Origin of the sequence: Pseudomonas sp. EggHat1, assembly GCF_014892995.1 — a bacterium.
GTDB lineage: Bacteria > Pseudomonadota > Gammaproteobacteria > Pseudomonadales > Pseudomonadaceae > Aquipseudomonas > Aquipseudomonas chaetocerotis.
On record NZ_JACKQK010000007.1, the window covers coordinates 222,133 to 248,809 of the forward strand.

The 26,677-nt window shown below is 59.9% G+C and carries 23 protein-coding genes and 1 tRNA gene; 4 read left to right on the top strand and 20 right to left on the bottom strand.

Annotated elements, in window-relative coordinates; all coding sequences use genetic code 11:
* Positions 1-406: 406 nt before the first annotated feature.
* From egtD to INS93_RS13635, 3 genes are all read right to left on the bottom strand, one after another.
* The gene (gene egtD / locus INS93_RS13625; RefSeq protein WP_192982808.1) at positions 407-1,369 is read right to left on the bottom strand and encodes an L-histidine N(alpha)-methyltransferase; all 963 of its coding nucleotides are present in this window, start codon (positions 1,367-1,369) and stop codon (positions 407-409) included.
* Between the two features lie 2 nt (positions 1,370-1,371).
* Positions 1,372-2,652: an ergothioneine biosynthesis protein EgtB gene (gene egtB / locus INS93_RS13630; protein WP_192982810.1), complete on the bottom strand. Its 1,281-nt coding sequence runs from the start codon at positions 2,650-2,652 to the stop codon at positions 1,372-1,374.
* A 162-nt stretch (positions 2,653-2,814) separates the two neighbouring features.
* Entirely contained in the window at positions 2,815-3,360 is a 546-nt protein-coding gene (locus tag INS93_RS13635) for a Bro-N domain-containing protein (protein WP_192982812.1), read from the bottom strand.
* A gap of 97 nt (positions 3,361-3,457) precedes the next feature.
* Between INS93_RS13635 and INS93_RS13640 the strand changes: the two genes are divergently transcribed.
* A complete protein-coding gene (locus INS93_RS13640; RefSeq protein ID WP_192982813.1) occupies positions 3,458-3,745 on the top strand; it encodes a helix-turn-helix domain-containing protein in 288 nt (95 codons plus the stop codon).
* Between the two features lie 226 nt (positions 3,746-3,971).
* Here INS93_RS13640 and INS93_RS13645 read toward each other — a convergent pair whose 3' ends face one another.
* The 14 genes from INS93_RS13645 to rpsU all read right to left on the bottom strand — a co-directional run bounded on the left by INS93_RS13645 (position 3,972) and on the right by rpsU (position 20,843).
* Entirely contained in the window at positions 3,972-5,669 is a 1,698-nt protein-coding gene (locus tag INS93_RS13645) for a DUF2326 domain-containing protein (protein WP_192982815.1), read from the bottom strand.
* Entirely contained in the window at positions 5,660-5,896 is a 237-nt protein-coding gene (locus INS93_RS24885; protein WP_319017547.1) for an ABC-three component system middle component 6, read from the bottom strand. The genes INS93_RS13645 and INS93_RS24885 overlap by 10 nt, the downstream gene beginning before the upstream one ends.
* A complete protein-coding gene (locus tag INS93_RS13650) occupies positions 5,893-6,474 on the bottom strand; it encodes a hypothetical protein (protein ID WP_192982817.1) in 582 nt (193 codons plus the stop codon). Before INS93_RS13650 ends, INS93_RS24885 begins: the two co-directional genes overlap by 4 nt.
* Positions 6,475-6,949: 475 nt before the next feature.
* Positions 6,950-7,720 carry a nuclease-related domain-containing protein gene (locus INS93_RS13655; protein ID WP_192982820.1) on the bottom strand — a complete coding sequence of 257 codons (771 nt, stop codon included), beginning with the start codon at positions 7,718-7,720 and terminating at the stop codon, positions 6,950-6,952.
* A 273-nt stretch (positions 7,721-7,993) separates the two neighbouring features.
* Complete coding sequence (locus tag INS93_RS13660; protein WP_319017548.1) at positions 7,994-8,668, bottom strand: protein phosphatase 2C domain-containing protein; 675 nt, start codon at positions 8,666-8,668, stop codon at positions 7,994-7,996.
* Positions 8,669-8,680: 12 nt separating this feature from the next.
* Positions 8,681-9,385 (bottom strand): hypothetical protein, encoded by a 705-nt coding sequence (locus tag INS93_RS13665; protein ID WP_192982824.1) that lies wholly within the window; start codon positions 9,383-9,385, stop codon positions 8,681-8,683.
* Positions 9,382-10,026, bottom strand: coding sequence for a hypothetical protein (locus INS93_RS13670; protein WP_192982826.1), 645 nt, complete (start codon positions 10,024-10,026; stop codon positions 9,382-9,384). The genes INS93_RS13665 and INS93_RS13670 overlap by 4 nt, the downstream gene beginning before the upstream one ends.
* A gap of 237 nt (positions 10,027-10,263) precedes the next feature.
* Complete coding sequence (locus INS93_RS13675) at positions 10,264-11,385, bottom strand: Fic family protein (protein WP_192982829.1); 1,122 nt, start codon at positions 11,383-11,385, stop codon at positions 10,264-10,266.
* A gap of 134 nt (positions 11,386-11,519) precedes the next feature.
* A complete protein-coding gene (locus INS93_RS13680) occupies positions 11,520-12,545 on the bottom strand; it encodes a M24 family metallopeptidase (RefSeq protein ID WP_319017550.1) in 1,026 nt (341 codons plus the stop codon).
* A gap of 38 nt (positions 12,546-12,583) precedes the next feature.
* A tRNA-Ile gene (locus INS93_RS13685) sits at positions 12,584-12,660 on the bottom strand.
* Between the two features lie 16 nt (positions 12,661-12,676).
* Positions 12,677-16,411 carry an EAL domain-containing protein gene (locus INS93_RS13690; protein ID WP_192982834.1) on the bottom strand — a complete coding sequence of 1,245 codons (3,735 nt, stop codon included), beginning with the start codon at positions 16,409-16,411 and terminating at the stop codon, positions 12,677-12,679.
* Between the two features lie 154 nt (positions 16,412-16,565).
* Complete coding sequence (rpoD, locus tag INS93_RS13695; RefSeq protein WP_192982838.1) at positions 16,566-18,413, bottom strand: RNA polymerase sigma factor RpoD; 1,848 nt, start codon at positions 18,411-18,413, stop codon at positions 16,566-16,568.
* 67 nt (positions 18,414-18,480) lie between these two features.
* Positions 18,481-20,481, bottom strand: a complete 2,001-nt coding sequence (dnaG, locus tag INS93_RS13700) for a DNA primase (RefSeq protein ID WP_192982842.1) — start codon at positions 20,479-20,481, stop codon at positions 18,481-18,483.
* A gap of 146 nt (positions 20,482-20,627) precedes the next feature.
* Complete coding sequence (gene rpsU, locus INS93_RS13705) at positions 20,628-20,843, bottom strand: 30S ribosomal protein S21 (protein WP_003290642.1); 216 nt, start codon at positions 20,841-20,843, stop codon at positions 20,628-20,630.
* 203 nt (positions 20,844-21,046) lie between these two features.
* Here rpsU and tsaD point away from each other — a divergent pair, with 203 nt between their 5' ends.
* A complete protein-coding gene (gene tsaD / locus INS93_RS13710) occupies positions 21,047-22,072 on the top strand; it encodes a tRNA (adenosine(37)-N6)-threonylcarbamoyltransferase complex transferase subunit TsaD (RefSeq protein ID WP_192982846.1) in 1,026 nt (341 codons plus the stop codon).
* 47 nt (positions 22,073-22,119) lie between these two features.
* Here the strand turns inward: tsaD and plsY are convergent, their stop codons facing one another.
* Complete coding sequence (gene plsY / locus INS93_RS13715; RefSeq protein ID WP_192982849.1) at positions 22,120-22,689, bottom strand: glycerol-3-phosphate 1-O-acyltransferase PlsY; 570 nt, start codon at positions 22,687-22,689, stop codon at positions 22,120-22,122.
* A 75-nt stretch (positions 22,690-22,764) separates the two neighbouring features.
* Between plsY and folB the strand changes: the two genes are divergently transcribed.
* Both folB and folK read left to right on the top strand, forming a co-directional pair.
* The gene (gene folB / locus INS93_RS13720; RefSeq protein ID WP_192982852.1) at positions 22,765-23,121 is read left to right on the top strand and encodes a dihydroneopterin aldolase; all 357 of its coding nucleotides are present in this window, start codon (positions 22,765-22,767) and stop codon (positions 23,119-23,121) included.
* Positions 23,112-23,645 (top strand): 2-amino-4-hydroxy-6-hydroxymethyldihydropteridine diphosphokinase, encoded by a 534-nt coding sequence (folK, locus tag INS93_RS13725; RefSeq protein ID WP_192982855.1) that lies wholly within the window; start codon positions 23,112-23,114, stop codon positions 23,643-23,645. Before folB ends, folK begins: the two co-directional genes overlap by 10 nt.
* Positions 23,646-23,760: 115 nt before the next feature.
* On the opposite strand, the gene INS93_RS13730 is transcribed toward folK, so the two are convergent.
* Together INS93_RS13730 and INS93_RS13735 are read right to left on the bottom strand one after the other, a co-directional pair.
* A complete protein-coding gene (locus tag INS93_RS13730) occupies positions 23,761-24,993 on the bottom strand; it encodes a multifunctional CCA addition/repair protein (RefSeq protein WP_192982857.1) in 1,233 nt (410 codons plus the stop codon).
* 113 nt (positions 24,994-25,106) lie between these two features.
* Positions 25,107-26,672 carry a SpoVR family protein gene (locus tag INS93_RS13735; protein WP_192982861.1) on the bottom strand — a complete coding sequence of 522 codons (1,566 nt, stop codon included), beginning with the start codon at positions 26,670-26,672 and terminating at the stop codon, positions 25,107-25,109.
* Positions 26,673-26,677 lie beyond the last annotated feature (5 nt).

Sequence of the window (26,677 nt, forward strand, 5' to 3'; positions counted from 1 at the left end):
GCAAGCGGCGCCGAGCGCTGCTCTCGTAGGGTGGGTTAGCCGCCTGTGACATTGCCGATCGACTCGCAGTGCCGGCTGCGGCGTAACCCACCATCGGCGCAACGCCGTCCATCGTCTGGTGGGTTACGCGGCGCACCCCCTTCATCTGCGTCTGCAAGACTCGGCATTCGGCGCCGCTAACCCACCCTACGCTACTGAGGCCTGTCCCGAGCGCGCTCGCCTACTAATGTCGAAAGCGCTTCGCTCCCCTCTCCCATTCATGGGGCTACAGCGGAAACAGCGAAGCACCGCTTCGCCCGCTGTTGCGACCTGAGCTCTGCGAAGGGCTGGGGCACAGGGTGGGGGCCGGGGGAGAGGGCAGAAGATCACGCAGCAATTTGCTTATCTCGCCCCTGGCGAAGCCCCCTCATTCCCGCCGCAAAAAGTGCACGCTGAACAACTGCGCCGGGTCGCGCCACATGGCGACCGAGGCGAAGCCGCATGCGCCCGCCAGATCACGAAAGCCGCTCGGCGTGTACTTGTAGGAGTTCTCCGTGTGCAGGGTTTCGCCAGCGGCGAACTCGAACACGCGATCCTCGATGCGCACCCGCTGCGCCTGCCGGCTGACCAGATGCATCTCGATGCGTGACTCGGCTTCGTTGTAGAAGGCCCGGTGCTGGAAGCGACGCGGGTCGATATCGCTGTGCAGCTCATTGCGGATGCGCTCGAGCAGGTTGAGGTTGAACAGCGCAGTGACCCCGGCCGCATCGTTGTAGGCGCGCTCCAGCACCTGGTGGTCTTTCACCAGATCCACGCCGATCAGCAAGCCGCTGCCGGCCGGCAGGGCCTGATGCAGGTTGCGCAGAAAGGCGCGCGCCGCGTCCGGGTCGAAATTGCCGATGCTGGAGCCGGGAAAGAACGCCAGCGGCCGTTGCCCCAGCGCCTCGGTGGGCAGCTTCAAGGGCTGGCTGAAGTCGGCGCACAGCGCGTGCACGTCGAGCCAGCGATAGTCGGCCGCCAGGCGGCGGGTGCTGCCATGCAGAAAATCGCGGGAGATATCGATGCCCAGGTAACGCGCCGGGCGCAGGGCTTCGAGCAGCAGGCGGATCTTGCGACTGGCACCGCTGCCCAGCTCCACCAGGCTGGCGTTGCGCCCGGCCAGCTCGGCGATATCGCTCGCCGCCAGGCGCAGAATGGTTTCCTCGGTGCGCGTCGGGTAGTACTCCGGCTGCAGGCAGATCAGCTCGAACAGCTGCGAGCCGCGATGATCGTAGAAGAACTTCGGCGACATCGCCTTCGGGCTGGCTGCGAAGCCGCGCAGCGCTTCTTCGCGCAACGACTCCAGTTCCGGGCTGATGGATTGTTCGTGGGTACGGATTGCCAATGCCATGCTCAGAGCTCCCTGGCCAGGCGCAGGCCGGAGAACTGCCAGCGCATCGTGGGGTAGAAGAAATTGCGATAGGTGGGGCGCACGTGGTCTTCAGGCGTGGCGCAACTGCCGCCGCGCAGCACCATCTGCCCTGACATGAACTTGCCGTTGTACTCACCCAGGCTGCCGCCCAGCGGCCGAAAGCCGGGGTAGGGCCGGTAGGCGCTGGCCGTCCATTCCCAGACATCGCCATAGAGCTGCTGCAGGCCATCACCCGCGCCCGCCGCCACCGGCTGCAGGTGATCGTTCTCGACGAAATTGCCCCACAGCGGTTCGTCCTGCGCAGCCACTTCCCATTCCTCCTCGCGTGGCAAACGCGCCTGCGCCCAGGTGGCGAAAGCCTCGGCCTCGAAGTAGCTCAGGTGACAAACCGGCGCATCCAGATCCAGCTCGCGCGGGCCGCCCAGGGTCAGCTCCAGCCAGTCATCGCCCTCACGCAGCCAATACAGCGGTGACTGCCAGCCAGCGCGCTGAATATGGTCCCAACCGTCCGCCAGCCACAGCGCCGTGCTGCGATAACCGCCATCGCGGATGAACTCCAAGTACTCGCCATTGCTCACGGGCCGACTGGCCAGCTGAAAGGCCTCGACGAACACCCGGTGTTGCGGTCGCTCGCAGTCGAAGGCAAAGCCATCGCCGGCATGGCCGACATGGCGCAGCCCGGCGGGAAACTCGATCCAGCGCATCTCGCCGGCCGCCGTGCCGCCCGGCTTGAGGTCGTGACGATAGACCGGGCGCAAGGGGTTCTGCGCCAGGATGTGCTTGATATCCATCAGCAGCAGCTCCTGATGCTGCTGTTCGTGCTCCAGCCCCAGCTCGACCCGCTGCAGCACCTCGTCGGCAAGCTCACTGCCTGACTGGAGCAACTGCGCCATGGCCAGGTCGACATGGCTGCGATAGGCGTACACCTCGCTTACCGTCGGCCGCGACAACAACCCGCGCCGCGCCCGCTCGAAGGGCGTGCTGTGGGTCTTGTAATAGGAATTGAACAGATGGTCGTAGCGCTCATCCAGCGGACGATAGCCCGGCAAGAAGGGCTGCAGTACGAAGGCCTCGAAGAACCAGGTGACATGCGCCAGATGCCATTTCGGCGGGCTGACGTCCGCCATGCTCTGGATCACGTAGTCCTCGGCCTCCAGCGGCTCGCAAAGCCGCTCGCTGGCAGCGCGCACCCGCTGATAACGCTGCCATAGCTGTTCGAGGTGCGGTGGTGAAACGGCGATCCTGCTGGTGCGGTCTCGCATAACACGCATCCTTTGCTGGCGCCGCGAAGCGCGACGGTTCTAAAAGCCGACTGGCCAATAAGGGCAAAGGTTCAAGGAAAAGTGTGTCGTTTACATGGCAGGGGTCCGAAACGCATCGCACCATGCGCGCCATCCTGATGGCGGCGATCAGGCGCTGCGCTGTCACCACTTGACCGGTGATCCGCGCGCTGCCCCGGCTCGTAAACGCCCTCGCCACCAGCGCGCCAACCACGATTGAGGCTCGCGCGCTGCTGAGTGGGGCTGCCGATGGAAGCGCGGCAACTCGCCCAGGGCGATCCACAGCTCACCCTGCCACTCCAGCAGATTGACCTGCTGATTGTCCCAGGCCATCAGACAGCGGGATGGCTCATGATCGGCCCGCGCCGCACTGTCGCGCAGCGCCGGCAAGGCCACATGGCTAAGCCAGCGACGCAGATGACGGTTCTCCGGATGCGAGAAGCGCCACAACGCCCTGTACATGCCCGACTCACTGAGCACCTCCACCGTCTCCAATTGCCCACTGGCCAGCTGGAAATGCACCGTCCGCACCTGGTCGGCATCCATCAACCGACAGATGCGCTCTGGGTGGCGATGGCCCAGCAACCGCGCAAACTCCCTGGCACAGACCCATGGCTGGCGGTCGATCATCACCCCGCGCAGCGGGCGGTTGTGCCGCATCAGTACGATGGGGATAAAGGCATCTTCCATAAGGCCTCCCGGCTACTTGGTTTTCTATATCTGAAAATCAGATATCTGGAGAGTAGATATACCGTGACTGTCCTGTCAACGGACGGATGCGCCTCCTGTGGAAAAGTCGGTTTATCGAGACGAAAACCTGGTTTTCTTGAAATTGCTCAAACAGTGTCGGGTCGAGGCAGGGCTGACCCAGGACGACTTCGCCAAAGCGCTTGACCGCCCACAGTCGTTTGTCAGCGACGTTGAACGTGGGCTGCGCCGGCTGGATCTGATCCAGCTCCGGGATATTTGTCAGGTGCTGGGCATCAGCTTGAGCAGCTTTGTGCAGCGCTTTGAGGATGAGTTGGCTGGCAATAATGATGGCCGGGACAAAAGGAAGAGCCAGAGCGACGGGTAGTGATGCACCACTATCAGAGGAAAATAAATCTGTCCCCGATTTCGGTGAATAAGTATGCGAATGGAGCAAGGTTGCGCGCAATCCCCTCGCTTTGAACACTATGTGTAACCCACTACACATTGGTTCCAGTTTTGTGGGCTAGCGTCCCGCTAGATATAAAGGCATGGATATTGAGGAGGGTTTAATGTTTGCTAGGTACGATATATGGTAAAGAGAATCATTTAAATTATTTGATCTTGAAAAATTTGTCATCAGCAGAAAGCGTGAGCACTACATTCTCTTTCAGGAAGGTTTTGCTCAAGCCATATAATTTATCACTAAGGATCGAGACGACTGTTTGGATCTTTCTCGAATTTGCAATCATGAAGAGCGTTTTTAATTTCTCCTCGTCTGCCGACTCTAGATAATCTTGGACTGTAAACGAGATAAATCTTGAGCTTCTTTTATTGCCAAAGTCAACGTAAGCCATATCAAACGCCATCGCGGCAGCTCTTGGTGCGCCGTCACCAGTGTTTAGCTCTTCATTCTTGATGGAGAATCGTAGCTTTCCGAAGCCGTCGTCACTTGCTAACAGCTCATTATAATGTGAGCCGAATATTTTCTTGGTTATGAAACGGTAGCTTTTATTGAATGCTGCTAGTTTGGCATCGAAGTCCGTATGCCTTAATGCAATATCTTTACGAATGTCTTCTTGTTTTTTTGACTTTTCTTTTATTGTTTTTTCTGAGTTTCTTACTTCGTCAACAATGAAGGTTATTCTTCCTCGCTCCTCGCGCTTATTTTGAATTTCCTTCTCGATTAGGATAAATCCGCTAAACTGGCTATCCCTTGAAATATCTTTGACAACCTTCTTTTCGGTATCAAGCTTATTCCCGAGCTCAGTTTTTAAGTCATAAATTTCATCTCTAACCGCTTTGCTCAGTTCTTCAACGTATTGCGCTTTCCTAAGCATTATCGAATTATGGAATTCAATAGTCTGCTCAAGGGTTTTAGTTAGGTTGGGGATTACTGCTTTTGCTTCGTTATAAAGTGCAGAGATCGCATTAATATCAGCTTCAACAATGTTGTGCTTATATCTTTCGATTGTTTTTTGATTGTAAAATAATTTTGTTTCTAAGTTGGCAATTTTTGTAGAAATTAGTGCCACATCCTGCCTGGATTGCTTCAGATTCGAAATTGCATGGTTTTGGCTGTCAACAATGTCGTAGTCATCCTCGCGGGATTCTAAGTCTGAAATTTGGGAGTCAATTTCTTTAAGGGTGGATTCTAAAGCTTCGATTTTATGGCCGCCAAGCAGCGCCTTAATGCGCTCTTTCTCGGATATGATTTCGTCATCAATAAGGTTTAGATCCTGAATACTATTGATTCCGTCAAATCCATACAAGTATGAATATATCAATGAGTATTCATTGTCGCTTGTGTAGGCGGTCAAATATTTGATTGAGCTGTTGCATGTCTGGCGATTAATTCTGAAGAATTTATTCTTAATGGCACCGTAAGGCGGTTGACTTCGGTGGTAGCCAAATAATTTTGCGACCTCATTTTTGTATTTTTCGCTGCCGTGGAAAGGAGCGCCATTGATAAAATTTTGGCTCTTTATTACGTCGCGATTCTTTTGAGCTTGTGCGAAAAGAGTTCTGCTGAGCTTATGTAGGCCGGAGGCAAGCTTAAGTGTAAGCTCAAATCGAACTGTTCCCTTGGTAAGGAAGTCTTTTATTTGCTCATTTATTTTGCCATTGTCGGGGTCAACCCAAAAGCTGTCGTGGGATCCGCCGAGGCAAAAATTTATGGCTCTAAGAGAGCTGCTTTTACCGACCTGATTTCCGTTTGCACCTGAGTTGGTGATGATGTTTATTCCGTCTTTGAATTCAATGCGCCGAATTTCCTTCTCGCCATCGAATACAGATAGTAGCTTCAGTTGCATAGACTAATATCGCCGGATTTAGTTAGCTCAATGCATCCAGCGATGAAAAGCCAATCTAGAGCATACATGAAGTATGCAAAAGAGACTTCGTCATAGGCTAGATTGAACTCACGATGCAAAAGCAGTGGGCTCATCTCGCTAAAGTTGTTGTTTTTAAGGGTGGAGAGAATTTGTCCGCCTATTATATATAGGCTTTTGGCGGGGGATTGTGCATTGCTTAAAATCATTTCGGTGGCTCTAAAATTTTGCAATTTATAAAGCCGTAGCAAACTATGAGCTCTTTGGCTGAGTGCACGATCTCAATGGTGGCGCCGTCAAAGCCTTCAAAAGTTTCATCAATAAGTTTCGAGACTTTGAGTAGAATTCGGTCAGAATTATTTTGAATAAATTCAAAAATTTCGCTTTTGTTTGTTGTGCGAATGCTGCCTTCTATAAGCAGTTCTTTCTTTGCTTGCTTGTACTTTTGTTGAATGGCCCAGAGAAACCGGCTCTTCGCACCTGGGTCTTCGTTATCAATGCTCTCAATTAAGGCCTCTATCAGGCCCATGTAACCACTGTATTCTCGAATGTCTTCCGCATACGCAGCTACAGCGTTATATTCAAGCTTCTCGTCTACTCCAGGATAGTCGACGATTTCACCATCGATTGATTCTTCAGGCTTGTATGCTTCGATAATTTTAATTAACAGTGGATTTAATATGGAGGTTACTTTTGAGAGGGCGGTTATGGTGACGCTCACTTCACCACCATTGTTGTTTACTGCTATTCCGCCGTTATTTGCTTCGGCTGTCTGAGATTCAGTCATCTCATTTGGGCCTATTAACGGTTACGTTAACACTTCCTTTGCCTGTCGAGTTGACAGCGGTGCCGCCATTGTCAGCAGTTGCAGTGACACCACTAGACTTCGATCCTACATGCGCCACAATCAGCACTATGAAACAGAATACGGTAGCCCCTAGACTATAGATATACGACTTGTACAGCAGCTCAGGGGGTAGGTGATTTAAAAGATCTGACTTAATCCATTCGCGATAGAAAGAATAGAGCAGACCGGTTGCTAGCGCCCCCAAACCACATCCAACGCCAAGTGATGCTTTCAAGACACTGAGCATTCTTCGCCCTCCGTAGCCATTATGGTCGGTCAAAGAGGCTATCTATGACCCTAGGCGTCTGATCTTACACTGCCAGCACCTACAGCGCAGCGGCGGGGCGCTGAAGACCTACCATTAAAGAATGCCAGTATTTGGGGACAGACCATGATTCTCTGCTTTCCTTTGCATCTATAAGCTCTGCATCGTCCGGCACTTGGGAAATGCTGAGCATCCCCAAAACTGCTGCCCTGCCTTCGGTCCGGTCTTCACCCTCCGAACCAGCAGCGCGCTACCGCATTTCGGGCACCGCCTCTCGGCTGTCGGATTGCTCCGGTGCTTCAGGTTTTGCACATGCTCACGGTGAGTGGCGAGGGTCGGCGCGCGGCGGCCGGTTTGCAGGGCGTGCAGCATGGCGTCGACTTCAGCCTCGCTAAATACCGGCTGCTGGAATGACTTGATATAGCGGATAAAGCCAATGCCCTGGGTCACGTTGGCCGGCACTTCGGTTTTGAAGGTGCTGCCGCCGACAAAGGTGATCACCGAGTGCAGGTGCGCGGGATCAATGCCAAGGGTGGCTTCCAGGGCTTTGAGGTGCTTGTAGTTCTGCCGCAACGGGTTCTGAAATTTGAACGTGCGCTTGTAGAGCTTCTGCGTCCACTGTGCCTGCTTCTCGCTGCCGAAGATCCAGCCGCTCATGTTCTTCGTTTCCAGCACGAAGATGCCGTAGGGCGAGAGGAATACGTGGTCGATCTGCGTGGTGCCGTCTGGTGTGTTCAGGGTGACGTTGTGCAGGCGGCGGTAGGTTTGCTTGTCCAGCTGCCAATGTGCGAACAGGCGCACCAGCAGTTCACCGATCTGCCCCTTGGCCCAGGGCGATTTGAGCAGGCCGATCAGCAGGGCTGCTGGGATCAGCCAGAACAGGCTGTCTATAAGCGGGCGAAGAATGAGGCCGACGTCCATATTTTCTTCCGTGAGCAAAGCCGCTTGAGTGGCGCTCGTTGTACGAGCGAGCAGGCGTGCCGAAATCCAGATGCCTGGCACACCCGGATAATGGCTAATTGCTTTCAATCGCTCAAGGGGATCGCGACCATTGTCCTATGGTCGCTAGGCGGCTACGCCAGGTTTGGTGCCTTTGAAGACATTTCAGTGTGGCCAGCCGGGCTGCTGCCAGAACCAGATCGGGTCATTCAAAAGGATTGTTTATCCATGAGCCGAATACAGGCGCTATTCGGCTCATGGAATGGGTGACGTGATGATGCTCAGGCAACTGATATCGTCGTCCGTGGGCGGTGTGTTCAGGTGACCTTCATGTAAGAAATGTTGCTGCTGTGAAGTGCTCAGCCCGGCCCAGAAACCATCGGTCGCCAGCAGCCAGCGCTGATTGACGGCAAGCGGCCAGTGTCTGATTTCGGGGTTACTTACGCGTCTGGGGCTGAAGCAGCGCGTCAGGCGGTGGCGTGATGACATTTGCGCAAGCTCAGCGTGCGCGAGGTTGCCTTGCCAGTTGGCCATGCAGTGCACGGGAGTCAGCCAACTGATTGCACCTGCGGCTTCTACAAGGCCCAGGCAGCAGTCGCCTTCGTGGATGCTGAGCGCGGTATCGGCCAGCAGGCATAGAACCAGGTAACTGCAGGCCGCATGCGGGTGTGTTTCACACAGGGTCTGATGGCTGTCGTCGATTAGCTGCAGCAGCAGTGAGGGCAACTGCTCTCGGTTCAGAGCGGTTACAGGCAGGCGGCCGATTCCTTGGATCAGCTCTGCCAGCAGAGCATTGGCCAGTTCGCCGCTGCCTGGGTGGCGGCTGCTGCCATCGGCGACCAGATAAAAACTGGCCTGCGGCAGATCCAGGTGGGCATAAGCATCGCGGTTGTAGGCCATGCGTTTACCGGTCTGAGTATGCCATTGCACGCTTGCACGCATTCAGGTCGCTACCTGGGCAATATGTTGCAGCCGCTGCCAGATGATCCGTTCACGTTCGTTATCGCCACGGGCGGCATCCTGCACCAGGTAGGCGAAGTCGCGGTTGTTCAGCAGCTCCGTAAGTTTTTCTGCCAGATAGGCGCGTAGCTCGGGTGCGGCGCTTTCAACTTCCTGGAGTAGTTCTTCGCGGCCATTGACCAGGTTGAGGATGTCTTCAAGGTCCTGGCTACCCAGTGGGTTGTGCGCGCCACGCCCGGCATAGGCCTCGAGTTTGCTGCCGAGAAAGTAGGGCGGGGTGAACAGGCGAATGCGGCAGCCGCTGGGGAGTTCATGCCACTGCGCGCAGGCCAGACCATCCTTGAACCAGCGATTATTGCAGCCCAGTAAGTCGGCGGTCTCTGCATCTTCAGGCATGAAGTCAACTTTCAACTCACCCAGGCGCATACGGCAGACGACGTCATCTTGAGGGGATTGCTTGAAGCCTTTCTCACGTAACTGTTCGACCAGCTTTTGCCATTGGGCATAGCCGGTGAGATGAATGACCAGATCCACATCATCTGTGTAGCGGACTTCTTCGAGGCTGAATTCATCGGTCAATAGCAAGGCTGTGGTACAGCCGCCAACGAAGGCAACCTGCTGGCACAAGTCCTGACCAAGTGCCTGGGCGACCACTTCGAGCATCTGGATGTTATGAGAGCGGCTCATGCCTGCAGCACCTTCTCGCGCAGCATCTGGTTGGCAAGGTTGGCTTCTCTGGCGTTACCCAGGCGAATTGCATCGATCAGGGCCAGGTATTCATACAGGCGCGGGTCTTTCTTGACTGCGCCTGGCACCGTCCTGAACAGGGGCGTTATGGATTGTCCCTTGCGATTGCCGTATGCGTCTGGCCAGACATGGATAAGGTCGCCACCACTCATCAGGGTGCCTTGCAGCACGGGGGCGGAGAAGCTTGTAGGAATGCCTCGAACGATTTCAGCCGGTTTTACCGGGAATACGTAGCGCAAACCATGCTCGATGAAGCCCAACAATGCCTTGCTGTTGACCCGAGGTAACTGTGTGCTCGGGTCTATTCGCAAGAGACCTGTCTGTTGGCAGCGTTTCAGCGCGGAGGCAATTTCGCTTTTACTGATGCCCAGTGAGGCTTGCAGGGCGCGTACTGAATAACTGTCTTGATGGACGGGTGGATCTTGCTCAGCGTCATCCTCCCAGCCTTGCCACTGGTCGTGTGAGGGGGCGTCGCTTTGCTTGAGCAGTTCTGCTGTTTCGCTCTTAAGCCTCTGTTGCAGGCGTTCGCGCTGCTCAAGGCAGATCAGCTTGACTAGCAACAGAACGTCTTGACTCTTCATGGCGGCCTCAGTTAGCGACTGTCCTTTGTCCTAGGACTGAGGACAGTTTATGCGCTGGCAGATTGTGTCTGTCAATGGCTTGGCTGGTTTGCCGCAGATTGGCATTCAAGGCCTGTAGCGCTCTATCCAGATTGTCGCCAAGGATTGAGGGAGGGGGGATTTTTCAATGCGCCGGGGGGTGGCCATTGGCCTATGGCACGATGACGCACCAGAGGCTGACTTGGTCGGCTTAGGTGCTCAGCGTGCTATCTGGTAACGGGTGCTGCGCCCACCACCGGGCAGTCGCTCGATGCAGCCCTTCTCCAGCAGGTCGCTCAGATGGCGGGTCGCGGTGGCTTTGGATACCTTGGCTACGGCCTGGTACTGGGCGGCGCTGATACCGTTTTCGAAACCCCGTTCGCCGCCATCGAGCAGGCGGTTCAGCACTTTGATCTGCTCCGCAGATAGCGTTTGGCTGCGGTGTGCCTGCCAGAAGCGCGCCTTGACCAGCACGCGGTCGATACGAGCAAGGGCCTGCTCCAGGCTGTTGAGTAAGGTTGCGAGAAACCACTGCAGCCAGCTGGTGATATCCAGCCCACCTTTCTGACTGGCTTCGAGGATGCGGTAGTAACCGGCGCGGTCGTCGAGGATGCTCGCGGACATCGCGTAAAAGCGGATGGCCTGCTGTTCGCCCTGAGCTAATGCCAGGTCGGTAATGGCGCGAGTGAGGCGGCCGTTGCCGTCATCGAATGGGTGCAGGGTCACGAACCAGAAATGGGCGATACCGGCGCGCAGAAAGGGGTCGAGGCTGGCATCGCGGCGGCTGCTTTCGAACCAGGCGAGAAAGTCCGCCAGTTGCGCTTCCAACCCTACGCGGGGAGGGGCTTCGAAATGTAGGGTAGGGCGGTCTATCCGACCCGAAACTACCTGCATGGGCTCTTCGCCGCGCAGTGCGCCGATGTGTAGTGGGCGAGCCAGAAGTTGATCATCGGTGGGGAATAACCAACGGTGCCAGGTGAACAGTCGCTGTTCGTCCAGCGGCTCTTGATGTGCGTGGGTGGCATCGAGCAGCAGTTCCGCCAGGCCTTCGGAGCGCGAGGTGGTGCGGCCTTCTTCGTTCAGCCCCAGGCGCCGCGCCAGTGATGAACGCACCGAGCCGACAATCAGCTGCTCACCCTCGATGGCAGAAGAGGTGACGATGTTCTGCATCATGGCATCCAGGCTGCTCTGCACTTCGGTGTCACTGCCCACCGCACCGAGCATGCCCAACAAACGCCCCTGAGCCTGACTGCAAGCACGCAGCAGCGGGGCAAGCGCTTCGGCTTCCCAGCTGAAGTGCGGCCAGTCGGGCTGCTGCCAGATCCAGAGTGGGACATTCATAGAGGCATTCATGTATGAGCCGATTAGCGAGCCTATTCGGCTCATTTGGTGAGCCGATAGTGCCGACTATTCAGCTCACTGTCCAATCGCTGCAATGCCTTCTGCAAGTCTCGGGCGCCAAATGAGCGCTGAGTTCACTCCACGAACCCGCTCAGCATGCGGTAGCCATCTGCGGTTACCTCGACCATCGCTGACAGCACCACGCTATCTCGCCCGTCCACGGTGAACACTTCCAGGAAATTGGCGGTGTTCAGACGTGTCCTTCGTTCATTTCCGTTATTGGCCATCGCATAGATGTTCAGCACCTGGCCTTTCTTCATCTTGGTGTGAGTGGGGTAGTTGTTTCGATAGCCGATGATCCATGGCGGTTGAATGCGTTTCTGGCCCATGGTGTAACCGGAATACTCCGCGATGGGCTGCACGCGGTAGTCATCGAGCACCTGCTGCATCGCCTCGCCGATGTCCTCGATGTAAGCGCCATCACCGACCTGTTCGATACCGCTACGCAACGCCTTGTGAGCGGCTTCCAGCAGGGCTTTTTGCTCTTCACTGGCGTCAGGCGTGGCAAAGGTCCAGGCCTGGGCGACATGCGCCCGGGGAGATGCGCTGACCAGTTCGATTGTTACCAGTGCGGCTTTGGGAAAGGGCTTATCGCTTGGGAAGCCATTGAGCACGCCATCGTTGACTGATACGGCTATGGCAGCTGGGTAACCGCTGTAGCCAACCAGCATTGGATGCCAGCCCTTCGCCTTGAACTGGGCCAACAGGTGGTCCTGAATCGACAATCCATCAGCGCCCTCACGAATCAGCGGCTTGAGCGAGCGCAGCATATCGCTGGCTTGCGGGGCCAGGTGTCGCTCTTCGGCCAGAATCTGTTCATCCGGTAGCTCGGCGATCTGGGCTGCCAGGACGTCGTTGCCCTTGGTGTATTGCCCGATGAGCGAAGGCTGTGCCTGGCTCTGCAGGCAATACCACAGTGGCAACAGGCTCAGGAGACCGAGTTTCATTCGAACATTCACGCTGATCATCCCTTTTTGCTGTCCATGCTGGGCTGTGCGTTGGGTTTGGAGGCGTTCCAGCAATGCTGCTGGAACGTCGTGCGGTGACTTCGGTGCCCGCTCGGCGTGGTTGGTATGGGACTGCTCAGTTGTAGTGGCCACGAAAAACATAAAAGCCGCGCAGTGCGCGGCTTTGAAGGTGGTGGGCCCAGCAGGACTTGAACCTGCGACCAATCGATTATGAGTCGAGTGCTCTAACCAACTGAGCTATAGGCCCCCAGAAGGCCGGCGGATTATACCGGCGCGTTCTCGTCAGCGCCAACCGCTTGACCTGGCGGGAGAAATTTCCGGGTGAAGGCCTCGGCCGAGAGCGGGCAACTGACCACGTAGCCCTGGATCTGCAGGCAGCCTTCGGCGGCCAGGCAGAGTTCCTGGGCCTTGGTTTCCACGCCTTCGGCGATCACCGTCAGTTGCATGCTGTTGCCCAGGGCGATGATGGCGCGGGTGATCGCCAGGTCGTGCGAGTCGTCCGGCAGGCCACGGACGAAGGACTGGTCGATTTTCAGCACGTCCAGCGGCAGGCGCTTGAGGTAGCTGAGCGAGGAGTAGCCGGTGCCGAAGTCGTCGATAGCCAGTTGCACGCCGAGCTGCTTGAGGCGGTGGAGGATGTCCAGCGCTTCGCCGGCCTGGTTCATGATGAAGTTCTCGGTGATCTCCAGTTGCAGCAGCTCCGGCGCCAGGTTGTAGCGCTGCAGCAGTGCGCTGATGCGCGGCAGCAGGCTGGGCTGGTGCAGCTGTGCGCCGGCGAGGTTGACCGAGAGGGCGCCAAAGCCGTGGCCGCTTTCTTGCCAGACCTGCAGTTGGCGGCAGGCTTGTTCCAGCACCCAGTCGCCCAGCGGCAGGATCAGCCCGCTTTCTTCGGCCACCGGGATGAAGCGATCCGGCGGGATGTCGCCGAACACCGGATGCGGCCAACGTACCAGCGCTTCGGCACCGACCAGGCTCTGGCTGCGCAGGCAGAACTTGGGCTGGTAGTACAGGCACAGTTCGTCGCGCTCCAGGGCGCGGCGCAATTCCTGTTCCATGGCCATGCGCTCGTTGACCTGGAAGGTCAGCGAGCGAGTGTAGAACTCGCTGCGGTTACGGCCCTTGGCCTTGGATTGGTACATGGCCGCGTCGGCGTTCTTCACCAGGGTGGCGACGTCGAGGCCGTCCTTGGGGTAGAGGCTGATGCCGATGCTGGCGCTGATGAAGAACTCGTGGTTGTCGAGCTGGAACGGTGCGCCGAAGCATTCGAGTAGTTTCTGCGCGACCTGTTCGGCGTCCTGCGGCTGGTGCAGGCCGGGCAGCAGGATGATGAATTCGTCGCCGCCGAGACGGGCCACGGTGTCGATATCACGCAGTTGCAGTTTCAGGCGCGCGGCGATGGCCTTGAGCAACTGGTCGCCGACCGGGTGGCCGAGGCTGTCGTTGATCTGCTTGAAGCGGTCGAGGTCGAGAAACAGCACGGCGCCCAGTTGGTCGTCGGCGCGTGAGCCATCCAGAGCACTGCGCAGACGGTTCTCGAACAGCAGGCGGTTGGGCAGGCCGGTCAGCGGGTCGTGGTGGGCCTGATGATCGAGGCGTGCCTGGGCATGCTTGAGGCTGGAGATGTCGGCGAATACCCCGACGAAGTGGGTGATCTGGTTATCGCAGTTGCGTACGGCACTGATGGTCAGCCATTCAGGGTACAGCTCGCCGTTCTTGCGCCTGTTCCAGATTTCGCCCTGCCAATGGCCGTTGGCCGCCAGGCTGTGCCACATGGCGGCGTAGAAGGCGTTGTCGTGCTGGCCGGAGGAGAGCAGGCTGGGGCGCTGGCCGAGAGCTTCGGCCTCGCTGTAGCCGGTGATCTGGGTGAAGGCGCGGTTGACCGCGGTGATGCGCTGTTCGAGGTCGGTGATCAGCACGCCTTCGGCGGTGCTTTCGAAGACGGTGGCGGCTTGCTGCAGTTCTTCCTGCATCTGCTGGCGTTCGGTGATGTCGCGGGCGATGGTCAGCAGGCATTCGTCGCCGCCTATGGGCAGCGGCTGTGCGGAAAGTTCGCAGAGACGCAACTGGCCGCTCTTGGTGCGCACCGGGGCGATCAGGTCGCGCACGCTGCCTTGCTCGCGAATGCGTTGCACCAGGCGTTCACGATCTTTCGGGTCGGCCCAGATGCCCAGACTGAGGGTGCTTTGTTCGGCAATCTCGTCGAGGCTGTAGCCGGTGATGCGGCTGAAACCGTCGTTGGCCTCTACCAGCAGGCCATCGCGCAGACGGGTGATCAGCAGTCCATCGGGCGAGGCGTGGAAGGCCTTGGCGAACTTCTCCTCGGAAATCTGCAGTTGCTGCTGGGTGCTCTTGAGCTGGCTGATGTCGCGCACCACCACGACCAGTGCCGGGGTGTTGTCGAGCACGAATTGGCTGGCCGAGATGAGGCCGGTGAACAGGCTGCCATCGGCGCGGCGGAAGGGCATTTCCAGGTTGCGCAGGCTTTCGTCCTGCAAACGCAGCAGCAGGCTCGGGCCGATGCCAGGCACGCCCCACAGATCGAGTTCGGTGGCGGTCTTGCCGATGGCCTGTTCGACGCTGATGCCGGTCTGTTCGGTGAAGGCGGTGTTGACCTCCAGCAGCACGCCGTCGATGCGCCGGGCGATGATCAGGATGTCCGGACACTGCTGGAACACCGAGGCGAACTTCTGTTCCGACAGGCGCAGCGCCTGCTCGGTCTGCTTGGCGTCGCTGATGTCGACCATCAGGCCGCGAATCACCTGGCGGTCGTCGCGTTGCAGCAGGGTGACGATATCGCGCACCCACACCGTGCGCCCGTCAGCGGCGAGCAGGCGGTATTCCAGGGCGTGGTCGTTGCCGGCCGAGCATTGTTCCAGGCAGGTGCGCAGGGTGCGCTGGTGATCGTCCGGGTGCAGGTGGCGCTGCCAGAAGCCGGGCTCCAGCCATTCATGCAGGGGGTAGCCCAGCAATTTTTCCGCATGGGGCGAGACATAGGTGTAATTGAGCCCGCTGGACTCTGTCTCCCAGGTGATGGCCGAAAGGCTTTCGACCATGTCGCGAAAGTGCTGCTCGCGGTTTCGCAGTTCCTGCTCCAGCGCTTCGCGGTTGCGCATCTCGCGTTTCAGGCGGCGGTTGATGCGCAGGATGATGGCGATGACCGCCAGCAGGCCGAGCAGGGCGGGCAGGCCGTAGAGCAGGGTTTCGTACCAGACGCTGCGTTTGTCCAGCACGCTGCCGACCCAGGGTTCCTGCAAGGCGGCGATTTCTTCGGCGCTGAGCTCGGCGAAGAGTTTGTCGAGGATGCCGACCAGCATGCTCTGGCCGCGCGGTGCGGCCATGGCCAACTGGTAGCGATAGGGCGTCTCGCCGCTGATATAGACACCGTCGAGCTTGAGCTGGCGCAGGCTCCAGACGCTGGAGGCGAGATCGCCGACCATGGCGTCGACCTGATTGGTCGCCAACGCCTGCAGGGCAGCGGCGACATTGCGCAGCGGCAGCAGGTTGAGGTCGGGATGGTGCTGGCGTAGCAGTTCGTGCGGTGCGTAGTCACTGACGACGGCGACTTTCAGGCCGTACAGGTCCCTGAGCTGCTTGGGCTGCGGTCCGCCAGTGCGGGCCAGGATGATGATGGGGAAATCCAGGTAGGGGCGAGTGAAGGCCAGGTATTGCTGGCGTTCGGGTGTCGACATCACGCCGGGGAGCAGGTCGACCTGGCCCATGCGCGCCTGCTCCAGTATCGCGCTCCAGTTGCTGGGCTCGACGGGCTGCAGATTCACGTCAAGGCGCTCTTCGATCAGCCGTACATAGGCGGCGGTCAGGCCGAGATAGTTGCCCTGTTCGTCACGAAACTCGAAAGGTGGCCAGGATGCATCGACACCCAGGCGTAGTTCGGGGTGGGCTGCCAGCCAGGTACGCTCGTCCTCGTTGAGTGTCAGGGCTAGGGCCGGGGTCATCCAGTACGCCAGGCACAACAGCAAAATGGCCGGCAAGCGGGGCATAACGGCCTCGTTTCGCGATCGGTATCGTCGTAGTGTAGATCGGCCATGCCGGGATGGCAGTTTGATTGCAGCGTTTGCGCTGCCTTTGGCTGGCGAGTGATCGGGCGCGCTGCCCAGAAAGCAAAACCCCCGGCCTGGGCCGGGGGTTCTGGTATCACTCGTCGAGGAAGGAGCGCAGATGCTCGCTTCGCGTCGGGTGGCGCAGCTTGCGCAGCGCCTTGGCTTCGATCTGACGGATACGCTCACGGGTGACATCGAACTGCTTGCCCACTTCCTCGAGGGTGTGGTCGGTGTTCATGTCGATACCGAAGCGCATGCGCAGGACCTTGGCTTCACGGGCAGTGAGGCCGGCCAGCACTTCGCGAGTGGCTTCCTTGAGGCTTTCGACGGTGGCTACGTCGATCGGGGACTGCATGGTGCTGTCCTCGATGAAGTCGCCCAGGTGCGAATCTTCGTCGTCGCCAATCGGGGTTTCCATGGAGATCGGCTCTTTGGCGATCTTCAATACCTTGCGGATCTTGTCCTCGGGCATTTCCATGCGCTCACCCAGCTCTTCCGGAGTGGGCTCGCGACCCATTTCCTGGAGCATCTGACGGGAGATGCGGTTGAGCTTGTTGATGGTCTCGATCATGTGCACCGGAATACGGATGGTGCGCGCCTGGTCGGCGATCGAGCGGGTGATCGCCTGGCGAATCCACCAGGTGGCGTAGGTCGAGAACTTGTAGCCGCGACGGTATTCGAACTTATCCACCGCCTTCATCAGACCGATGTTGCCTTCCTGGATCAGGTCGAGGAACTGCAGGCCGCGGTTGGTGTACTTCTTGGCGATGGAGATCACCAGACGCAGGTTCGCCTCGACCATTTCCTTCTTGGCGCGGCGAGCTTTCGCTTCGCCGATGGACATGCGACGGTTGATGTCCTTGATCTCGGCCAGGGTCAGGCTGCACTCGGCTTCCAGGTCGGCCAGCTTCTGCTGGCAGCGCTGGATGTCGCCCTGCAGGTTGCCCAGGGCTTCGGCGTACTTGGCCTTGCCCTTGGCCAGGTCGGCAGCCCAGTCCATGTCGATTTCGTTGCCCGGGAACAGGCGCAGGAAGTCGGCACGCGGCATGCGCGCATCACGTACGCACAGCTGCATGATGGCGCGTTCTTGCGCACGCAGACGGTCAAGGGCGTCGCGCACCTGGGTGACCAGGGCATCGTACTGCTTGGGCACCAGCTTGATCGGCATGAACAGCTCGGCCAGGGTGGCCAGCTCTTCAATGGCCTGCTTGCTGCCGCGACCATGCTTCTTCAGCGCCTTGAGGACTTTGTCCTGCTGCTCGGCCACGGCGGTGAAACGGCGAGCCGCTTCTTCCGGGTCCGGGCCGCCATCGCCTTCTTCTTCCTCGTCGTCGCCGCTCTCGTCTTCTTCTTCGTCGTCGCTTTCTTCAGCGGCGGCGCCTTCCTTGACGGGAACGGGGGCGGCGGCTTCGTCAGGCACGCTGCCGTCATCCGGGTCGATGTAGCCACTGAGGACTTCGGCCAGGCGGCCGCCCTCGGTGGTGACGCGGGTGTACTCGGCGAGGATGCCGTCGACGGTGCCGGGGAAGTGAGCGATAGCGCTCATGACTTCGCGGATGCCTTCCTCGATGCGCTTGGCGATTTCGATCTCGCCTTCGCGGGTCAGCAGTTCCACGGTACCCATTTCGCGCATGTACATGCGCACCGGGTCAGTGGTGCGGCCGATATCGGTCTCGACGGCGGCGAGTGCTGCTGCGGCCTCTTCGGCTGCAGCCTCGTCGGTGTCGGCATCGGCCAGCATCAGGGCGTCTGCATCCGGAGCACTCTCGTGTACCGGGATCCCCATGTCATTGATCATGCGGATGATGTCTTCCACCTGCTCAGGATCTGAAATGTCCTCAGGCAAGTGGTCGTTGACCTCTGCGTAAGTCAGATACTTCTGCTCACGACCCAGGGTGATCAACTCTTTGATACGAGATTGCTGCTGCGCTTTTACGGACATAACACCCTATCCACTGAAGGTCTTGGCGGGCTGAAAACAAGCCGAGGATTATACCTCGGTTTTGGCTTTAGGCGCCAGTTGGGGACTTGCTGCTCTGCGAGGAGGCCAGGCTGTAGTGCTCTCTGAGCAATGTCTTTTCCTCGTCTGTGAGCTCGCTGGGGCTTTTATGAATGATGCTGCGGAGCGCCTTTTCACGCCGCCTCTGCGATTGACTGTTTGCAAGTGTAGTAATGGTGTCGAAAAACTGCTGTTCAAGGTTGTCACCCTGGATCAGCCATTCCTTCTCCGCCAGCGCCCGCAGCAGACGACCTTGTTCGGTGCCGTGCCAGCGGGCGATCAGTTGCAGCGAACGCAGGTTGGGCGCTTTCTGCAGGGCACCGACCAAGGCCACGAGAAGCTGAGCGTAGGTGTCATCTTCGTCGGCGAAATGGCTGACATCTTCGACCTTCTGCGCCAGGTGCGGATGGTGCAGCAGCGTGCGCAGTGCGATCAGGTGCGGTGATTCGACGCTCACGGCAGTGCGCGGGGCACGTGGCGCGAAGTCGCCCTTGCCCTTCTTGTTCCACTTGCCGCCACCGTCTTTTTTCCAGCTGCCCTTACCGCCTTCGTTGCTGCGCTCGTAGTGCTGCTGGGGCGGTGCGGGCTGCTCGTAACCGCCGACGTCCGGCAGGTTGTCGTAGTAGGCGCTGTCGGGGATGTCGCCGTAATCCGGGTAATCGCTGCTGGGCGCCTGGCTGGTGGTGCTCGGCGCGTGACTGCGCGGAGCACTGGCGACCTGGCTCAGCGCTTCGCCGGAGAGGCCGGTGATCTCGCTCAGGCGCTGGCGCATCAGGGCGCGCAGGTTGTTGCCGGGAATCTTGTCGATCAACGGCGCGGCCAGGGTCACCAGGTGTGCCTTGCCTTCCAGTGAGCGCGGGTCGGCTTCTTCACACAGCTGCTGGAAGAAGTAGTCGGCCAGCGGTTGCGCGTGCTGGTTGATGCGTGCGCGGAAGGCGTCGGTGCCCTCGGCGCGGACCAGGGTGTCCGGGTCTTCGCCATCGGGCAGGAACAGAAAGCGTGCGCGGCGCCCGTCCTGCAGGCTCGACAGGGTGGACTCCAGGGCGCGCCAGGCGGCATTGCGCCCGGCAGCGTCGCCGTCGAAGCAGAACAGCACGCTGGGCACGATGCGGAACAGGCGCTTGAGGTGTTCTTCGCTGGTGGCCGTGCCCAGTGTCGCCACGGCATTGCGCAGGCCCTGCTGAGCCAGGGCGATGACGTCCATGTAGCCTTCGACCACCATGATCTCGTCGAGATCGCGGTTGTGCTTGCGCGCCTCGTAGAGGCCGTAGAGCTCCTGGCCCTTGTGGAACACCGGGGTTTCCGGCGAGTTGAGGTACTTGGGCTTGTCGTCGCCCAGCACGCGGCCGCCGAAGGCGATCACCCGGCCGCGGCTGTCGCGGATGGGGAACATGATGCGGTCGCGGAAGCGGTCGTAGCGTCTGCCGTTCTCGGCGTTCTCGATCAGCAGGCCGGCGTCGATCATGACTTTCTGCTGCAGGGCGTCGGCGCCCAGTTGCTTGAGCAGGTTGTCCCAGCCGGGCGGGGCGAAGCCGATGCCGAAGTCGCGGGCGATTTCGCCGGTCAGGCCGCGGCCCTTGAGGTAGTCCACCGCGTATTTGCGCTGTGGATGGCTTTTCAGTGCCTGGCGATAGTGCTCGGCGGCGGCATTGAGCAGCGGGTAGAGCGGTGAGTCGACTGGCTGTCTGGGTTTGTGTCCGCGACCACTTTCCTCGCGCGGCACGTCCATGCCGGCGCGCTTGGCCAGCTCCTCGATCGCCTGGGGAAACTCCAGTTGATCGTGGTCCATGACGAAGCCGAGGGCGTTGCCGCCGGCACCGCAGCCGAAGCAGTAGTAGAACTGCTTGTCGGGGCTGACGGTGAAGGAGGGGGTCTTTTCCTTGTGGAACGGGCAGCAGGCGCTGTAGTTCTTGCCGGTCTTCTTCAGCTGGATGCGCGAACTCACCACATCGACGATGTCGGTGCGGTTGAGCAAGTCATCGATGAAGGATTGCGGGATCAGGCCGGCCATAGGCGCTCAGCATACTGCCCGGCGCAAGCGCGGGACAACGATGGGTAGAAAAGCAAAAACTCCGCTCACTCGCTGAAGCGCGAGGCGGAGTCTTTCAAATGCAATGCCCGGCCAGAGCCGGGCATTCGAGCGTTGCGTGTACGGTATTAGTACAGGCGAACGCTGCGACGCTGTTCGCGCTGCACTTTCTTGGCGTGACGCTTAACAGCGGCAGCGGCCTTGCGCTTACGCTCAGCGGTCGGCTTTTCGTAGAATTCGCGGCTACGGACTTCAGCCAGTACGCCGGCTTTCTCGCAGGAGCGCTTGAAACGACGCAGGGCTACGTCGAAGGGTTCGTTCTCTTTAACTTTGACGGCTGGCATCCAGGTCGTACCTTCGTTAATTACCGGTGTTCAACGCGCTCCCGGCAAATGGCTCGGGTTGCGTCGGTTTTTAAGGGTTGCGGATGTTACCCCCTCGAGCCGAGGAATGCAAAGGCCTCTGATCGAAAAGCGCTGGCCGCTCCGCCGGGCGGCGCTTATCATGCGCGCCTTTGTTCCACGCGGCAAATCAAGGCTCAAGCTCCATGCTCGTACTGGGATTGGAAACCTCCTGCGATGAAACCGGTGTCGCGCTCTATGACAGTGAGCGCGGCCTGCTGGCTGACGCCCTGTTCAGCCAGATCGACCTGCATCGCGTCTACGGCGGCGTAGTGCCGGAATTGGCCTCGCGCGATCACGTCAAGCGCATGCTGCCGCTGATCCGCCAGGTGCTGGATGAGGCGGGCAAGCAGGCCGGCGACATCGACGCTCTGGCCTACACGGCAGGCCCTGGCCTGGTCGGCGCGCTGCTGGTCGGCGCGTCCTGCGCGCAGGCGCTGGCATTTGCCTGGGGCGTACCGGCCGTCGGCGTGCACCATATGGAAGGTCACTTGCTGGCTCCGATGCTGGAAGAGCAACCGCCAGCCTTTCCGTTCGTCGCCTTGTTGGTGTCCGGTGGCCATACCCAGTTGGTGCGAGTCGATGGCATCGGCCAGTACCAGTTGCTCGGCGAGTCGCTGGACGACGCTGCCGGTGAGGCCTTCGACAAGACTGCCAAGCTGATGGGCCTGAATTATCCGGGCGGCCCGGAGATCGCCAAGCTGGCCGAGCAGGGCACGCCGGGGCGTTTCGTTTTCCCCAGGCCGATGACCGATCGTCCGGGTCTGGATTTCAGCTTCAGCGGCCTCAAGACCTTTGCGCTCAATACCTGGCAGCAATGCCGCGACAACGGTGACGACCTCGACCAAGCCCGTCGCGACATCGCGCTGGCCTTCCAGCAGGCGGTGGTCGAGACTCTGACCATCAAGTGCAAGCGCGCACTCAAGCAAAGCGGGCTGAACAGCCTGGTGATCGCCGGTGGCGTGAGTGCCAACAAGGCGCTGCGCGAACATCTGGAGCGCATGCTGGGCGAGATGAAGGGCAAGGTGTTCTACGCGCGGCCACGCTTCTGCACCGACAACGGCGCGATGATCGCCTACGCCGGTTGCCAGCGTTTGCTGGCCGGGCAGCATGAGGATCTGGCGATCAAGGTACAGGCGCGCTGGCCGATGGAGTCGTTGCCGGCGATTTAACGAAACGCATGTACCGTAGGAGCGGCTCAGCCGCTCCTACGGGTTATTCAAAAGCGCCGCTCGCGGCCGGCGAACAGGTCACGCAGATTGCTGCGGTGGCGCCAGACGATCAGCCCGGCCAATACGCAGGCTGGCAGCAACGCCGCCGGTTGTTGCCAGGCCAGCAGCGGTAGCGTCAGCGGTGTAGCGATCAGCGAGGCCAGCGAGCTGGTGCGGGTCAGCAGGAATACCAGGGCCCATGCCGCCAGGGCGAGCAAGGCGGCTGGTGGGTAGAGGCCGAGCAGCATGCCGGCGGCAGTGGCCACGCCCTTGCCGCCACGAAAACGGAAGTACAGCGGGTAAAGATGGCCGACGACGGCCGCCAGGCCGATCCAGGCCTGCTGGTGCAGGCTGAGGCCGAGCAGCTTGGCGATCAGGATCGGTAGCAGGCCCTTGAGCAGGTCGCCGATCAGCGTCATCACGGCGAGTTTCTTACCGGCCACGCGCAGCATGTTGGTGGCGCCGGGGTTGCCCGAGCCGCTGGCGCGCGGGTCTGGCCCGCCAGCAAGTCGGCTGAGCAGGATGGCGAAGGACAACGAACCGAGCAGGTAGGCAAGGATTGCCAGAAGCCAGAACATGGTGGCCATTCCAGGGCATGGGGTGGCCCGATTCTAACGAGGTGCAGCGCCCTTGTCGTGGCGCGGAGAGTGCGGGTGGACAGAGTATTTATCGAGGGGCTGGAAGTCGACACGGTGATCGGCGCCTACGATTGGGAGCGCGACATTCGCCAGTGCCTGCTTCTGGACCTGCAGATGGGCTGGGACAACCGCCCGGCAGCAGCCGGTGACGACCTCAACCTGGCGCTCGACTACGCCAGTGTGTCCACGCGCATTCAGGCCTTCGCGGCCGAGTCGCAGTTCATCCTGGTCGAGACCTTCGCCGAACGGCTGGTGCAGACCCTGATGGACGAGTTCAACATTCCCTGGATACGTCTGAAGCTGACCAAGCCCGGCGCGGTGCCAGCCGCACGCGGCGGTGTGGGCGTGGAGATCGAGCGCGGATGCCTCTGACTCGGGTCTTTCTCGGCCTCGGCAGCAATATCGAGCGCGAGGCTCACCTCGTCGCGGGCCTCGATGCGCTGACGTTACTGCTCAGTGATATGCGCTGCTCGCCGGTGTTCGAGAGCCATGCCGTGGGCATCAAGAGCGGCAATTTCTTCAATCTGGTGGTGGTGGGTGAGACTGAACTGCCGCTTTTGGAGTTGGACCGCCGGCTGAAATTCATCGAAGCCGACAATGGCCGCTACGCGCCGGACCGCAAGGGTTTGCCGCTGGACATCGACGTGCTGCTGTATGGCGAGCAGGTCGGTAATTTCAACGGCCTGATCCTGCCGCGCGCGGAAATTCTCAAGAACGCCTTCGTGCTCTGGCCGCTGGCGCTGTTGGCACCGCAGCTACAGCACCCGGTGGATGGTCGTTCGTACGCCGAGCTGTGGGCTTCGGCGCAGATCGATCAGCAGCTCTGGCCGGCGGCCTTCCAATGGCGTGGTGTCGAGCTGACGCCGGTAGAGTTGCTGCAGACGCGCCCTGCGTAGCCCGGGTGCAATCCGGGGGCGGCCTCAGAATCGCCCCGGATTTCATCCGGGCTACAGCTGCTGCGGCGGATTGTAGGAGCCGGCTTGCCGGCGATGATCGCCCGCAAGCGGGCTCCTACGAGGGGGCATGTTGCGCTTTGTAGGCCTTGAGCGCTTGCAGGCGCTCGCGATTGAGCGCCTCGCCCAGCTCTGCACCCTTGAATCCCTTCTCCAGTAGCGGTTTGACCGGCACTTGCCGGGCAGCCTCGGCAGCGCCCAGCAGGTAAGCGGCCTGCGGGTAGTCGCGTTGCTCCAGGCCCAGGCGACCGCGTGCATCCATCTCGCAGGCCGCGACGAATTCGGCGAAGCGCTGCGGGCGGCGAAACACGTCGAAGCGTTGCAGCAGTTCCAGTAGCGTCGAGGGGCGCAACTCCAGTGCGCGATGGCCATGGGTATGAAACTCGCCGACCAGCATTGCCAGCTCGGCGCAGTCGCGGGGTGCTTTGCAGCGCTCGTTGATCGCCTGGATCAGTGGCAGGCCTTTGGGCTCGTGGGCGATATGCCGTGGCCATTCGGCCTCCGGTGTCAGGCCTTTGCCGACGTCATGCAGCAGGCAGGCCCAGCGCACGTTCAGCGGCTGGTCGTGCTCCGCACACTGGCGCAACACGCTCTGCACGTGCACGCCGGTATCGATTTCTGGATGGTGTGCCTGCGGTTGCGGCACACCGAACAGATCGTCGACTTCCGGCAGCAGGGCGGCCAGCGCGCCGCAGTCGCGCAGCACCTGGACGAACACGTCCGGGCGCGGCTCCATCAGGGCGCGGGATATTTCCTTCCAGCTGCGCTCGGCGGTGAGGTGGGCCAGCTCGCCGGATTCGGCCAATTGACGCATCAGCTCAAGGGTTTCTGGCGCGACGCTGAAACCGAGCGGTGCATAGCGAGCGGCGAAGCGGGCCACGCGCAGGACGCGCAGCGGATCTTCGGCGAATGCAGGGGAAACGTGGCGCAGAATGCGGGCTTCAAGATCTTGCTGGCCGCCATAAGGATCGATCAGGTTGCCCTGGTCGTCCTCGGCCATGGCATTGACGGTCAGGTCGCGGCGGATCAGGTCTTGTTCCAGCGTGACGTCGGGGCTGGCGTGGAAGGTGAAGCCGCCATAGCCGCGCCCACTCTTGCGCTCGGTGCGGGCCAGTGCGTACTCCTCGCCCGTTTGCGGGTGCAGGAACACCGGGAAGTCGGCGCCCACCGGGCGGTAGCCAAGTTCGAGCATCTGTTCGGCGCTGGCGCCAACCACGACCCAGTCCACTTCACTGATGGGACGGCCGAGCAGGCGATCGCGCACGGCGCCGCCGACTGTGTAGATCTGCATGTGTGTTCCTCCACTGAGCGCAGAGGATACCGAAGATCGAGGTGGGACGCGCCGTGTGGGCCGGTATATAGGGTCAGGGCGCGATCATGGCCAGCAGTTGGACCTGCAACCGCTCAGATCGGCGGAATGATCAGGTCCAGCCTCGGGTATTCGCTGTCGTTCTCCGAGCTGCCGCGTGGTGGTACATGCTGGGTGGTGATCAACTGGTCGCCCTGGCAGACCTCCAGGTGAATGTCGAAGCCCCACAGCCGGTGCAGATGCTTGAGTACTTCGCCAGTGGAGTCGCCCAGTGGTTTGCGGTCGTGTTGCTGATGACGCAAGGTCAGCGAGCGGTCGCCGCGGCGGTCGATGTTCCAGATTTGCACGTTAGGCTCGCGATTGCCCAGGTTGTACTGCGCGGCGAGCAGCTCACGGATGGTGCGATAACCCGGTTCGTCATGAATGGCCGGTACCAGCAGCTCGTCCTTCTGGTCGTCGTCGAGAATGCCGAACAGCTTGAAGTCGCGAATCACCTTGGGCGAGAGGAACTGCAGAATGAAGCTCTCGTCCTTGAAGCTGTTCATGGCGAACTTGAGCGTGGTCAGCCAGTCGCTGCCGGCGATATCCGGGAACCAGCGTTTGTCTTCTTCGGTGGGGTTTTCGCAGATACGGCGAATGTCGCGGTACATGGCAAAACCCAGGGCGTAGGGGTTGATACCACTGTAGTAGGGACTGTCGAACGGCGGCTGGTAGACCACGCTGGTGTGCGACTGCAGGAACTCCATCATGAAACCGTCGGTGACCAGGCCTTCGTCGTACAGATCGTTCATCAGGGTGTAGTGCCAGAAGGTAGCCCAGCCTTCGTTCATCACCTGAGTCTGACGTTGCGGGTAGAAGTACTGGGCGATCTTGCGCACGATGCGAATCACTTCGCGCTGCCAGGGCTCCAGCAACGGCGCGTGTTTTTCCAGAAAATAGAGGATGTTTTCCTGCGGTTCGGCGGGGAAACGCTTGTTGTCCTTCTCGCCACCCTTGTCCGCGTTCCTGGGAATGGTGCGCCACAGGTCGTTGATCTGCTTCTGCAGGTGTTCCTCGCGTTCCTTCTGGCGCCGGCGCTCTTCTTCGGCAGAGATGGGGTAGGGGCGTTTGTAACGGTCGACGCCGTAATTCATCAGCGCGTGGCAGGAGTCGAGCAGCTCCTCCACTGCGTCGATGCCATAGCGCTCCTCGCACTGCATGATGTACTGCTTGGCGAACACCAGGTAATCGATGATCGAGCTGGCGTCCGTCCAGGTACGGAACAGGTAGTTGCCCTTGAAGAAGCTGTTGTGGCCGTAGCACGCGTGGGCGATCACCAGTGCCTGCATGCAGATGGTGTTCTCTTCCATCAGGTAGGCGATGCAGGGGTCGGAGTTGATCACGATCTCGTAGGCCAGGCCCATCTGCCCGCGCTTGTAGCCTTTCTCGGTGGCGAGGAAATGCTTACCGTATGACCAGTGGTGATAGCCCAGCGGCATGCCGACCGAAGCATAGGCATCCATCATCTGTTCGGCGGTGATCACTTCGATCTGGTTGGGGTAGGTGTCCAGCGCGTAACGCTCGGCGATGCGCGCGATCTCCTTGTCGTACTGGCGGATCAGGTCGAAGGTCCACTCCGAACCGGTGGACAGCGGTTGGCGTTTTTTGGCTGTAGCGCTCATGGCAT